This is a genomic window from Solibacillus sp. FSL K6-1523, from assembly GCF_038005225.1.
Classification (GTDB): Bacteria; Bacillota; Bacilli; order Bacillales_A; family Planococcaceae; genus Solibacillus.
Map to the genome: position 1 here is coordinate 4338585 of NZ_JBBOSU010000001.1, position 13433 is coordinate 4352017.

10 protein-coding genes and 2 riboswitches are annotated in these 13433 nt (G+C 35.4%); of the genes, 5 read left to right on the forward strand and 5 right to left on the reverse strand.

From position 1 onward, the window contains the following. Window positions 1-292: 292 nt before the first annotated feature. On the forward strand, window positions 293-1147 hold the full coding sequence (locus MHI10_RS21020; protein ID WP_340788970.1) for a 5'-methylthioadenosine/S-adenosylhomocysteine nucleosidase: 855 nt from the start codon (window positions 293-295) through the stop codon (window positions 1145-1147). A 59-nt stretch (window positions 1148-1206) separates the two neighbouring features. On the opposite strand, the gene MHI10_RS21025 is transcribed toward MHI10_RS21020, so the two are convergent. From MHI10_RS21025 to MHI10_RS21045, 5 genes are all read right to left on the reverse strand, one after another. Further along, window positions 1207-2628 (reverse strand): alanine/glycine:cation symporter family protein, encoded by a 1422-nt coding sequence (locus tag MHI10_RS21025; protein ID WP_340788971.1) that lies wholly within the window; start codon window positions 2626-2628, stop codon window positions 1207-1209. A 169-nt stretch (window positions 2629-2797) separates the two neighbouring features. Continuing rightward, entirely contained in the window at window positions 2798-3661 is an 864-nt protein-coding gene (locus MHI10_RS21030; protein WP_340788972.1) for a DMT family transporter, read from the reverse strand. 172 nt (window positions 3662-3833) lie between these two features. Continuing rightward, a complete protein-coding gene (locus MHI10_RS21035; protein ID WP_340788973.1) occupies window positions 3834-5885 on the reverse strand; it encodes a HAMP domain-containing sensor histidine kinase in 2052 nt (683 codons plus the stop codon). After that, a complete protein-coding gene (locus MHI10_RS21040; protein ID WP_340788975.1) occupies window positions 5872-6558 on the reverse strand; it encodes a response regulator transcription factor in 687 nt (228 codons plus the stop codon). The genes MHI10_RS21035 and MHI10_RS21040 overlap by 14 nt, the downstream gene beginning before the upstream one ends. A 264-nt stretch (window positions 6559-6822) precedes the next feature. Continuing rightward, window positions 6823-8673 carry a methyl-accepting chemotaxis protein gene (locus MHI10_RS21045; protein WP_340788976.1) on the reverse strand — a complete coding sequence of 617 codons (1851 nt, stop codon included), beginning with the start codon at window positions 8671-8673 and terminating at the stop codon, window positions 6823-6825. Between the two features lie 350 nt (window positions 8674-9023). Further along, window positions 9024-9134, reverse strand: a riboswitch (cyclic di-GMP riboswitch). A gap of 418 nt (window positions 9135-9552) precedes the next feature. Beyond that, a riboswitch (purine riboswitch) is annotated at window positions 9553-9654 on the forward strand. A 167-nt stretch (window positions 9655-9821) separates the two neighbouring features. Between MHI10_RS21045 and MHI10_RS21050 the strand changes: the two genes are divergently transcribed. From MHI10_RS21050 to MHI10_RS21065, 4 genes are all read left to right on the forward strand, one after another. After that, window positions 9822-10682: a DUF3100 domain-containing protein gene (locus MHI10_RS21050; RefSeq protein WP_340788979.1), complete on the forward strand. Its 861-nt coding sequence runs from the start codon at window positions 9822-9824 to the stop codon at window positions 10680-10682. A gap of 1 nt (window position 10683) precedes the next feature. Next, complete coding sequence (locus MHI10_RS21055; RefSeq protein ID WP_340788983.1) at window positions 10684-11145, forward strand: hypothetical protein; 462 nt, start codon at window positions 10684-10686, stop codon at window positions 11143-11145. Between the two features lie 65 nt (window positions 11146-11210). Continuing rightward, complete coding sequence (locus MHI10_RS21060) at window positions 11211-12560, forward strand: amidohydrolase family protein (RefSeq protein ID WP_340788985.1); 1350 nt, start codon at window positions 11211-11213, stop codon at window positions 12558-12560. A gap of 46 nt (window positions 12561-12606) precedes the next feature. After that, window positions 12607-13383 carry a sulfite exporter TauE/SafE family protein gene (locus tag MHI10_RS21065; protein ID WP_340788986.1) on the forward strand — a complete coding sequence of 259 codons (777 nt, stop codon included), beginning with the start codon at window positions 12607-12609 and terminating at the stop codon, window positions 13381-13383. Window positions 13384-13433: the final 50 nt, after the last annotated feature.

The window sequence follows — 13433 nt, forward strand, 5'->3', positions numbered from 1 at the left end:
TCTCATCAAAATTAGAGATGCTGTTCTTTTCTATTGAAATTTTATTAATATGCCTCAAGAATTTTAACACCCTTTTTTAGTACAGCTAAAAACGTCCCTCTATTATTGAAAGTAAACTTAATAATAATTCATAGCAAGAGAAAGTAGAAATTTATTAGATTTTATTAATTATATTAGAAAATCTCCCTTGTTAAAGTTTTTCTAATATAGTATACTCCTAAATGCAAACTATCATAAGGATAAACGTATTAATGTTCGTGTTTATCCAAATGTCACGGAGGAAATTGAAATAATGAACAAGAGTTTTAAGTTATTCGCGAATATTGCTGTCTTACTTTTATTATTGGTTGGATGTTCAGCCAATGAAGAAAAGTCTACTGATTTAGACAAGCAACAGACAAAAGAACAACCAATTGCTGTTCAAGGAGCAATGGCTGTTGAAGTTTCAGAATTTTTAAAAGCAATGGGCGATTATAAAGAGGAGAAACACGGTAATTATTCCTTTTATATAGGCGAAATTGAAGGTATTCCAGTTGTAGTATCCCAAACAGAAGTGGGAATGGTTAATGCAGCTGCATCAACAACATTATTAATTGAAAAATATAATCCTAAAGTAATAATCAATCAAGGAACAGCTGGAGGACATGATCCAGATATTCACGTATTCGATACAGTAATTGCTACAGAAGTTATCAATATCGGAAGCTTCCGTTCTGAACGTATGGAAGATGGGCAAGGGATGAAACCAGAAAACTGGATTCATATGGCAACAGAACTTAAAGATGCAAATGGAGAAACACAAAACTATTCTTCATTACCAAGTGACCCAAAACTTGTTGAAGCCGCTAAAAATGCAGCTGACAAATATAAACATGGGAACGTTGTAGAAGGAGTTATCGGAAGTGGTGACTGGTGGAATCGAGAAATCGACCGTATCCAATGGTTCCACGAGAACTTTGGAACGAGCGGTGAAGAGATGGAGGCATTTGCTGTAGCTCAAGTTGCTCATTTACTAGATGTTCCATTCCTTTCATTACGAACAATTTCTAACTCTGAAGTAACAGATGACAATATTGAAGACTTAGAAAAAGCCGGTCATTACGGGGCAGAATTTACAATCGATGTTGTAAAGGAAATTGCAAAGTAAATCTAATTTAATCGATATTAAAAAGAGAGTGCCCCAAAAGCTTGGGCACTCTCTTTCATTTAGCGATTGTCTTCATCGTCTCCCCAACATTCAACATCCCCCATATTAGGTACGTTCTTCTTATAGAAAACGGGGTCTTTACCTTGCTTACGTTGTTTTAAATAGTCATCAATAACAGGTTTCGCCACTTTCCAAAGTAATAAAATTGCAATTAAATTGATTAGCGCCATAATACCCATAAATAAATCCGCTAAATCCCACACAATTTGTACTTTTGCAATAGAACCAAACATAACAAAAAATACGGCAACTATACGGAATACTAATAAGCCCATCTTTGACTCTTTAATAAATCGAATATTTGATTCGCCATAGTAGTAATTTCCAATAACTGTACTGAAAGCAAACATAAATACAATAATCGCCAGGAATATTCCTGCCCACTCACCTAAATTTCCAACTAAAGAAGCTTGCGTTAAATTGACAGAAGTTGCGTCAGATTGAAGATACGCATCGCCTAGTAATACGATGGCAGCAGTTGCCGTACATACTACTAATGTGTCAATAAATACACCAAGCGCTTGAATCAAACCTTGTTTTACTGGGTGAGAAACAGAGGCAGTTGCTGCTGCATTCGGTGCAGAACCCATCCCTGCCTCATTGGAGAATAAACCACGTTTAATCCCATTCATAATAGCTGACCCTATCATTCCGGCAAAAGCCTCTTCCAAACCGAAAGCAGATTTAATGATTAGGACAAACACACCCGGAAGTTCAGAAATATTTAAAACTACAACAATAAGTGCAAGTACAATGTACAAAATGGCCATAACTGGAACCACCACTTGCGTAAAGCTGACAATTCTCTTTAATCCACCAAAGACAATAATTGCTGTTAAGACAGCTAGTACTAACCCTACAACAACACGATTCATACCAAAGCTATCTTCAAAAGCAATCGAAATTGTATTTGCTTGTACCGCATTAAAAATAAAACCGTAAGTAATTGTAATCGCGATGGCAAAAAGAATACCCATCCACCTTTTATTTAAACCCTTTTCCATGTAATAGGCAGGGCCACCACGGAACGCTCCTGTATCTTTATCTTTTATTTTATATACTTGAGCTAATGTACTTTCAATTAACGCAGATGCCGCACCAATTAGCGCAATCATCCACATCCAAAATATCGCACCAGGACCACCAAGTGCAATTGCTGTCGCAACGCCCGCTATATTACCCGTTCCGATACGAGAAGCAGCAGATATTGTAAAGGCTTGGAAAGAGGAAATTCCCTTTTTCCCCGATTTATCTGTTGGCGCGGCCTCTGTAATAAGCTTAAACATTTCTGGGAGTAATCTAAATTGAATAAACTTTGTTTTTAAAGTTACAAATATACCCGTTCCCACTAATAAAATAATTAATATATAGGAATATAAAACTGTATTTATTTCACCCAATATACTGCTAAACCAATCCATCAATTCACTTCCTCTATTTAAGAGTAACTAACTGCCATTTAAAAACATCGGCACAAAATTACAACAAAAAGATTATAACATGCAGGTTATTATATTAACATATTTATCCGTATTTTGGCCTATATCGCCTAATAGAGCTATAACAATGAAATTACCCCGAGATGGTTTTTCACTTTCGTTGATACGTCGACAGCACTACACCGCCAACTATAAATAATGACCCTAAAATTTCTGATCCTGTTATTGGTTTGTATAGCAAGATCAATCCCATGACCATTGCTACAAAAGGCTCTAGATTGGATAGTATTGAAGCCTTTGAAGCATCGACATGTCTAATATTATTATTCCAAATCAATGTTGCAATCCCATGTACAACAACAGCCGTTCCAATCAAAAATAACCAATCTGACACCTGTGTACTTACATGCAAAGGCTTGTCTAATGTGAAGGCAAAAGGAATCGACACAATGAAACCGACAACATTGGAATATAACGTAATCGTAAGCGGGTCAATTCTATGAGAAAGAAGCCGCGTCATAATAATCATAATGGCGAATGTTATCATCGTTAGAACAATCCAAAATAGCCCTTTATCAATATGCAAAGAAGAGATGTCTCCTTTTGCTACAACAAAGTAAATACCTAATATTGCTACAATTGATCCCAAAAACATGCGCGTTGTTAATTTCTCTTTTAAGAAAATAGCAGCTAAAACAGCCGTTAAAATAGGCGTCATTGCTAAAATTAGGGCAGATGTCGTTGGATCAGCTGTTTGTAATCCAACAAAGAATGACCATTGATTTATAAAAACACCAATAACACCTAGTAAAATAATTATAAGTAAATCCGATTTATTCAATCGTTTAAAGTGCTTTTTGTATAAAGCGATACCAAATAAAAATAGTACAATAAATAGCAGTCTAAGCATCGTTAATAATGATGGAGAAAAGTCTTGAACTAACATCTTTCCAAACACAAAGTTACTTCCCCACACCATTACACAAATTGTTAGCCAAGCATATGCTTTGAACATATTGATCACCCTTCCTACACCAAATGCTAACTGTCCTATTTTATACTTACTAGGGTTTATAGTATACATTTTTGTTTGAAGAGAATGATGAGCATACCTGTACTAATTTTTTAACACTATATTTAATAACAGAAAAAGGAATAGGACACTGATATCCTATTCCTTCGCTAAATTATTCAATTAGAAATTTCGGTAAATTAATCATCACTTTAAATAAATCACCATCAACTTGAACGCTGAACTTTCCTTGCTGGATGTTGATCAGACTTTCAGCAATCGACAACCCTAATCCGCTACCTTGGCTTGTTCTTGATTCATCTCCGCGTTTGAAACGTTCCATTAGTTCATCCGCTGAAATATTTAATTCATATGCTGAGATGTTTTTAAAGGTTACGCGTATTTCATTTCCTAAATCTTCTACATCAATATATACTCTTGATGCAGGCTGTGCGTATTTAAAAATATTCGAGAATAAATTTTCAACGGAGCGCCATAAAAGTTTGCCATCCGCCTTCACATACACCTTTTCTGTTGGGTGAGTTAACTTAAAGTCTAATGCCGATGCTTCAATTTTTTCATCCATTTCTCCTATGCCTTGCGTTAACAACGATAAAATATCAATTTGTTCTAATTGAACAGGTATGCTCCCGCTTGACGCTTTAGCCGCTTCAAATAAATCATCTGTTAAATGCTTCAGCCTTGTCGACTTTTGATCTAACACGTCTATATACTCAATAATTTTTTCAGGATCCTTTTCAATTTTTAATAAATCAACATACGTAATAATGGATGTTAATGGCGTTCGAATATCATGCGAAACATTCGTAATGAGCTCTGTTTTTAACCGCTCACTCTTAATTTCACTATCCACCGAATTTTTTAACCCATCGGTAATGCTGTTAATATTCGTTGCTAGTCGACTAAATTCACCTTTGCCATCTACTTCAATTCGATGATGGAGGTCGCCATTTTTAATTTGCTCTACGCCCTCTTTAATGCGATTAAACGACTTCACCTTTTTTAGCGCAAGCCAAGCTGCAACCCCCATCGTAATTGGGAATATGAAAAATGTTGCTACAACAATTACTGGATAGCCGATAACAAGTAACACGACTTTCACACCAATACTGCCATTATCAAAGACCTGTTTTACAGCAAGAAAGACCTTTTTCAAAATTTGATAGATAAGTGTGTGCGAAAATATTGTTCGATTCTTAATATGCTTAACGAGCGATAAAATCAACAGTAATGCAATGGCGAAAATAGGAACTGTAAGTAGGATGTAAAGACCCCGGAGTAATTCAATCATCAATGCAATCGACATAAAGATTAAACTAGCAATAATGGCAATATTGAGGTCATTATATAATTTATCAATCACATTCAAATGGATTTCTTTATCTTTAAATGACTTTCTGCCAATCACAATGATTAAATAAACAATCGATACAATAAATCCTGCTAAAAATACAATGAATTCAGTAAGCAATTTTTTAGCAAGCACTTTTTCCTTTTCCCACTCCTGTATTTTCTCTTGTAAGTAAGGTTCTTTGTACGCCAAATAAATGACATCCGTTTGTGGATTCAGCCTGTTAACTCCTTCAGTAAAGTAATCGAAGTACCGGCTTTCTTTCGCTTCATTTGGGACAATCTTATGTTGATAATCCTCAAATAGCATATACGTGTTATACTCTTCAAAATCCTTTTGCTTATCGAATCCGCTATTAGAAAATACTTGCTCACCGTTACTTGCATAATAGATGATTCCTTTATTTGCTTTTAATGTGCTGAGTAACCGGTAAAATTCCCTTACTTGAGCGCTCATAACTTCATCTTTTTTACGATTGATGTTATCATCAGCTGTTTCTCGATAGATGCGCTTATTATCCCTTTCACCCAAACTATGATCATATTTGTTTGAATAACGGAAATCATTATACAAATTTTCTTCAATTTCTATAATCTCTTCTTCCGTTAGTACCTTACCGCTTAAAATATACTCTTCACTTTTATATTTCCCGATTAATTGCGCTAAAGGGGAAATAATGCCGTAACTTTCATCCGCGAATGCTCCACTTTCAAAATAATTTTTGTGATTGATACTATCAAGATGCACCTCATTTGTTTCCATATTTATTATCGTCTTCGCTATACCTGTTATACAAACAACGGCAAATAAAAATACTACCACTTTCGTAATAAGTGCATGACTAATATTTCTCAATTTTATACCCCACTCCCCATACAACTTTTAAATATTTTGGCTCTTTCGGATTAATTTCAATTTTTTCGCGAATCTTACGAATATGCACCGCCACTGTATTTTCTGGATTTACGGCCCTTTCATTCCACACTTTTTCATAAATCTCTTCGATGGTGAACACTCTCCCCGCATTGGCTGTAAGGAGCTTTACAATTTTGTATTGCACCGGTGTTAAATGAACTTCAGCATTATCGACCGTAATAACCTTTTGCTCATCATCAATCGTGAGGCCGCCCGATTGAAAGACATGATTACTTACTTCAAGGCTGCCAAATGTCGTATACCTTCTTAGCTGTGATTTTACTCTGGCCACAAGCTCTAACGGATTGAATGGCTTGCCGATATAATCATCTGCACCAATATTTAATCCGAGTATTTTATCATGATCCTCTGATTTAGCAGAAAGCATAATTAACGGAATCATATTGTCTTGTCGAATTTTCATCGTCGCCGTAATCCCATCCATTTTGGGCATCATAATATCCATAATAATAAGGTGGATTGTATGATCCCGTACAAGCTCAATTGCCTCAAGCCCATCGTAAGCTTTGAATACCTGGTATCCTTCATTTTCTAAATAAATGCTAATTGCTCTTACAATTTCTTTATCATCATCACATACTAAAATGTTCAATCCCACTCACTCCTCCAACTCTTTAGGTTCCTGTGATCACCCCTATAGGATTCGTATAAGGTTATGATACTAATAAAATCTTAACAAACACGCACATCAATTCTTAATGTTTTCTTATTATTTTTCTCTAAGTATGTACAGTTAATAAGAAATACAAAAGGCTCGTCATAAGTATAAAACCCTTATGACAAGCCTCAATCATTTATATATTTCTTTCTTCCCTATATGATTTACATATTTTTCTGTTGTAAATCATATACACGATTACAATTTAAATTGCTGAACGGCCATTTCCAATTCATTTGACATTCTAGCTAGCTCTTGAGAAACTGCTGAAACTTCTTCCATGGAGGCACTCATTTCTTCAGAAGAGGCGGCTACGTTTTGAGAATAATTATTTACTTCAATACTCGTTTTTGAAACCTTTTCTATATGAACGACTACTTCAGCTATATGATTTTTCATGTTTTCCATTGCTATGCTAGCTTCGGTGATTTTTGTTGTACCCGCGAGAATGGATTCGTTAATTTCTCCAAATGCTTTCCCGCTTTCATTGACAAGGCCCATTGAATCTTCAATACCTCGACCGATATCTTGAATAATTTCATTGATTTGCAATGCTGAGTTGCTAGATTGCTCAGCTAGTTTTCGAACTTCATCTGCTACTACTGCAAATCCTTTTCCATGTTCACCCGCTCTTGCCGCTTCAATAGCAGCATTTAAAGCTAATAAATTCGTTTGCTCTGAAATAGATTGTATCATTAAACTAATTTGTCTAACTTCATTTGATTTTTCATTTAACATGCTAATCTTTTCAGCAGAAGAACTTACATTTTTATCAATTTCACTCATCTGATTTACTGTTTGTTCAACGACATCACTACCTTGTTTAGCCGTTTCCGTCGAATATTGTATCGAATCTTTTACATTATTCATACTTACTGTCACATCATCTACATGCTTAAATACTTCATTAATAATACCAACTGCTTTTTTCATCGCAGCATCTTGTTCATCTGTTCCAGTCGCAACAAGTTGAATCGATTCAGATATTTCATTAGAAGCTGATTGATTTTGGATTGAAGACGCTGCTAGCTCCTCAGATGTAGCTGATAATTGTTGCGATTCATGCGCAATTTTTTGCATCGTTTCTTTCAAACTGTTTGACATCGTATTGAAATTCCTACCCATATCCCCAATTTCATCATTTACCTTTACCGTAACTTGTTGCGTTAAATCACCTTTAGACATCGCTAAAGATAAATCACTAATACTATTAATTCTATTCGTTATACGTAAACTCATAATAATAGAAGCGATGACAGCAAGGATTGCAATAACTCCACCTATTACGAAAAGCATTGTTCTTATGAAAGTCGCTGTACTTAAAATTTCAGCCTTCTCGATGACAGCAATATACTTCCAGCCATCAATTTCTGAAGAGATTGTATTGAACACATAGTCTTCTCCATCTAATTTCGTTTCAAATATGCCATCCTCTTCGGAAAATTCTAATGAAGGGATATTTAATGAAGAAATTGGTTGGAAATTCAATTCAGGATCTCTTGGATGTGCAAGGATTGTCCCATCTTCTTGTGCAAGAATGACATACCCATTTTCACCGATACTTACTTCCTTAATAATATCTGTTAAGCCGTCTAAACTTACATCTAAGCCTAACACACCTATTTGTTTGCCATCTTTTTCAATCGATACAACATTACTTACGATAATTCCTTCTATACCCGTTGCTGCATAAGCACTTGTTAATTTTACTTTTCCTGGTTCTTCAACACCCGCGCTGTACCAAGGGCGATCTCTCGGATCAAAACCAGCTGGCACGGGGCCTTCTGGATATTGAATATAACCGCCATCCGATGTACCCATATAAACATAAGGGGCATTAGGATGACTATCACTAAAACGAGAAAACACATCAAAAATAGCTTTCTCCTTATCCCCATTTGCTGAAGGTGTCATATCGAGTGAACCTTCTCCCGCAATGTCTTTATAAGAAGTAATACTCGAATCAGCATCTACAACGAAACGGTCATTCGCTAATAAATTGACGTTTTCCCTAATCGTTTCAAAGTATAGAGCAATTCCGTTATCCACTTATTTAATTTCTCTTTCACTGAAAGTAATATAATCGTCCTTCGTTTTTTTGCTAACGGTTCCGTTAACTAAAACTCCAATAAAAACTATCGGTACTAATGATAGTAATAAAGAGAAAACTAATAACTTTGCCTTAAACGATATTTTCTTCTTATTCATTTTTACAATCCTCTCCATTTACATACTAGTGAATCAAGCGTAGATTCCCTGCTGCTAAAGCTACTAATTTCAAGAATCCCTTAACCCCTTCTAACTATGACCTTTCCCTAATTCCAGATAGTTTTAAACGCTCAAAAAGGCTATTCTATTTAATATAGAGTAGCCAAAGAATTTATATATTAACTCATAAATTCGGTAACCAGGCGATCATTGTTTAAATTACAGGACTTTTAATAGTCCCCTAAACTTTAGACCCTAGGCTTTGCGTCCTGCCCTTTCGGAACAGTTTGCCCTAATCTTCTATAATTTTAGTTTAAAATCACACCTACTTATAATCTCACTTCGCATAACAAACTTCAAGGTTTTTGATCAATCCTAATTGCTTTAATAGCTCTTTGTAATTTCTTCATGAACACATTTCAAATTCATAGTTTTTGGTAGATCACAGGAAGGTAGTAGCAAAACCGTTACGAACTATTCAAAAAATACCTAAAGTGGTTTGTAGGCGTTTGGAAATGCATTTCTGAAAGTTTCGCTAACTTATGTTGTGGTTTCCATGCTCTTTTTCAATAAATTCATACAAATCCATTTAGTTACTAACTATCGCCTCATAATAATTAGCTTTATATTTTATAAATGGATTCAAAAAGACTTTGACTTTCTTATAAAAAGAATGTAAATTGATATACACGCGAACGATAACTATAAAGTTCAACGTTAATGTTCGCCTTTTGAGTTCTTCGTATAAATTTGGAGATATGGTCCAAAAGTTTCTACCAAACTACCGTGAATAGTTTGACTATGAGGAATAACAAAAACGATATGTTCTTAACACTAGGCAGATCCATTGCTTTTGTTTAGGGCTATTTCTTGTTTTTTGTTTTTCTTTTATGTCAAACCCTGGTTAATTAACCGGGGTTTTCTCTTTTTACTCACATTTATACCGAATTATTTTGAATGGAATCACTTCATAGGAGAGGAAAAAGAACATGGAAAACACAGAACAACATCAATCAATATGGGAAAATATTAAAGAAAATTACCGTTTATACTTAGCTGCATTTGTTATCGTTCTTATTGCAGAACTTATTGGTATGAAAAAGTTCCAAATAGGCTCCGCTTTAATTATTATTTATCCGATGCTTTTTGCAATTGTAATAAGTGTTTTACTTGGCCGTGATATTCTTGGATTTTTTAAAGAGAAAGAGGCAAAAAAGGCGTCTTCTCTTGTTCTTGTAGCCATTACACCATTTATGGCAAAGGTAGGTGTGCTTGCTGGTTCAAACCTTCCAAAGTTAGTAGATGTAGGTCCAGCATTAGCTTTTCAGGAGCTTGGACATATCGGAACCATACTATTTGCCCTACCGATTGCATTAATGCTCGGCATTAAAAGAGAAGCTATCGGTGCAACTAGCTCCACATGTAGGGATAAGGACTACGGATTAATTTGCCACCTTTACGGAGCAAATTCACCGGAAGCAAGAGGAGCTCTTTCTATTTACATAATCGGATTTTTAATCGGAACCATTTATATTGGTTTTTTAGCAAGTATCGTAGCATCTTTTGATTTTTTCCACCCTCTCGCCTTAGCGATGGCTTGCGGAATTGGTAGTGGTGTAATGATGGCAGCTGCATCCGGTACATTAGCAGCTATTTATCCAGAATACGCCGACCAGATTATAATGCTCGCAGGTGCAAGTGATATGCTGGCAGCGGTTGTAGGGATTTACTTTACTTTATTAATTTCACTTCCAATTACAAATAAATTATATAACTGGCTCGAGCCAAAAATTAGCCCTAAACATACCCGAACGCCAAAAAGCAATAACTCAATGAAAGTTGGTAATTAACATGGCAATGAACATGCGTAATTGGACTATATCTTTATTGCTAACATCTGTTGTAACAATACTTGTAGCAAATCTTATCGGAAATAATGTATCCATTTTAGAATCCATTCCTGGGGTACTCATTTTATCAACGATTGCTTTTGTAGGGATTGCTTTTGGGAAAATTGTTCCTTTAAAAATTCCCCCAATTGTTTGGGTTGCACTTACGGGTTTACTTGTTGCAAGTCCTATCTCACCTATAGCGCAACCGGTTATTGAGCATACAGCGAAAATTTCCTTTATGGCTCCAATTACAATCGTTGGTACTTTAGCAGGGATTGGTCTGGATTTTAAATCTTTCATCAACCAAAGTTGGAAGATGGTTATTATAGCACTTTTGGTATTTACAGGTACCTTTCTTGTACAAGCGACTTTTGCTGAAATATTTTTGAGATTAACCGATACATTAGACTCATTTAACTAATCAGCGATATAACATAATGTCGTTACAAACCTTATTTCTAATTAAATTATTTTTGGAGGTATACTGTGGAAAACAAAGCTTGTAGTGTAGATTTAATTGTTAAAAATTGTTCTATATTAACCCCTGATTTTAATATACTAAATGACCAATGCTTAGTAATAAAAAATAGTACAATTATAGATATTGGCAACACTTCTGATCTTGACACTAAATATAAAGCGCAAGAAACAATTGATGGATATGGTAAATTAGCAATGCCCGGTTTAATCGATGCACATACCCATACATGTCAACAGCTTTTGCGCGGGAGAATAGCCGATGAATACCCTATGATTTGGACGCGCATCATGGTTCCATTCGAAAGTAACCTTAAGGAAAATGATGTACGTATCAGCTCTCAGTTAAGCTTTCTAGAGATGATTAAATCTGGGACAACTTCTTTTATCGATGCAGGTGGAAGACATATGCACAAAGTAGCCGAATCTGTTATAGAATCAGGCTTGCGTGGAGTGATTACTTGTTCCACAATGGACAGCGGTAAAGATATTCCTGTCACAATGAAATCAAGTATAGAAGATAATATTAAAAATAATCTACAATTATTTAACGGGTTTCACGGAGCTGGTGATGGAAGACTAGATGTATGGTTCTCTCTTAGATCAATCATCACTTGTACACCTGATTTAATCCAGAAAGTTTTCGATACGGCAAAGGGCTGTTCCACTGGTGTACAATCTCATATGAACGAATATACAAATGAAATCGGTTATTGTTTGGAAAACTTCAAAATGCGCCCGTTTGAATATCTTGAATCTATTGGTGTCTTAGATAAAAACTTCCTAGGTGCGCATAGTATTTTGCTGTCTGACAATGAAATTGATATTATCAAAGCGCATAATAGTAAAGTTGTTCATTGTCCAATTAGTAATTCAGGAAAAGGCATCCCAAAAACACCTAGCCTGCTGCAAAAGGGAATTGGCGTTGGTTTTGGAACGGATGGAGCCGGTCACTCTGGTTTAAGTTTATTTGATCAAATGAAAGTGTTTAAATCATTAATGCGCGCTTTTTGGGGTGTACCTATTTTTGACCCTGTGGCAATGCCTTCAAAAAGCATCTTAGAAATGGTAACTTTAGGTGGGGCTAAGGCAATGTTGCGAGATCATCAATTAGGTTCATTGGAAGTTGGCAAAAAAGCGGATATGATCTTAATTAACATTGATCAACCTCATATTCAGCCAACTCATAACTTATTAAACACTTTAATTGAATCCGTTAATAGCAATGACGTAACCGATTGCATAGTCAATGGTAAACTTTTAATGAAAAACAGAGAAGTTCTTACATTGGATGAAGAAAAAATTAAATTTGAAAGTAACATTGCAATGAGGGATCTTGCTATTAGAGCAAATATATAATCCTCCTTTCATCCTGATAATTTAAAGAATAATTGAGGTTTAATACATGTCTACATCTTTAATAATTTTTAGTATTGTTTTATGTTCCAATTTGATAATTGGTATACTCGTGGGGATATCCGGAATTTCCGGGTTCCTCCTACCTTTAATTTACGTAGGATTTTTAGATATACCTGTATATGATGCCCTTGCACTAAGTTTCTTATCTTTTGCTGTTTCAGGTATTATTGGTGCCTATTCTTATTGGAAATCAAAAAACATGGATTTAAAACTGGCTCTTTTCCTGAGCATTGGTAGCATTCCAGGTGCATTTTTAGGCGTCCAAATCAATGTGTTAATTCCTGAATTTTTAGCAAAGCTACTCCTCTATTTATTTATCTTATTTGCTGGTTTATCTATTTTACTTAAGAAAAACAAGGAGCAGGATAAAGCAAATCAATCTAAGTTATTAAATCGCCTCTTTGTTGTGATGCTAATTGGGTTTAGCACAGCAGCCTTTTGTGCACTAACAGGAGCAGGCGGCCCCATTTTATTAGTGCCGATACTCGTTAGCCTTGGAGTCAATATTAGGGTAGCAGTGGGCGTAAGTCTTCTAAATTCCATAGTAATCGCCATACCATCCATATTCGGATATTTCGCCCATGCCGATGTAAATAGTCTCTCTACGCTAATTGTAGCTAGTTTAGTCGGTACAACAATCGGTATTATCACAGGTTCACGCCTTGCCAATAAAGTACCTATTCAACAGCTAAAAATAAGCATCGCACTATTAACGATTGTATCTGCAATCTATATGTTGATTATGCTAACTACCGGAGCATAATCTTATAAAGTACCCCGCACTATTAAATAATAAAAAGACGAGAGAAGAAA

Coding starts and splice junctions, on each gene's coding strand:
- MHI10_RS21020 (WP_340788970.1), top strand. CDS start 293: ATGAACAAGAGTTTTAAGTTATTCGCGAATATTGCTGTCTTACTTTTA.
- MHI10_RS21025 (WP_340788971.1), bottom strand. CDS start 2,628: ATGGATTGGTTTAGCAGTATATTGGGTGAAATAAATACAGTTTTATAT.
- MHI10_RS21030 (WP_340788972.1), bottom strand. CDS start 3,661: ATGTTCAAAGCATATGCTTGGCTAACAATTTGTGTAATGGTGTGGGGA.
- MHI10_RS21050 (WP_340788979.1), top strand. CDS start 9,822: ATGGAAAACACAGAACAACATCAATCAATATGGGAAAATATTAAAGAA.
- MHI10_RS21055 (WP_340788983.1), top strand. CDS start 10,684: ATGGCAATGAACATGCGTAATTGGACTATATCTTTATTGCTAACATCT.
- MHI10_RS21065 (WP_340788986.1), top strand. CDS start 12,607: ATGTCTACATCTTTAATAATTTTTAGTATTGTTTTATGTTCCAATTTG.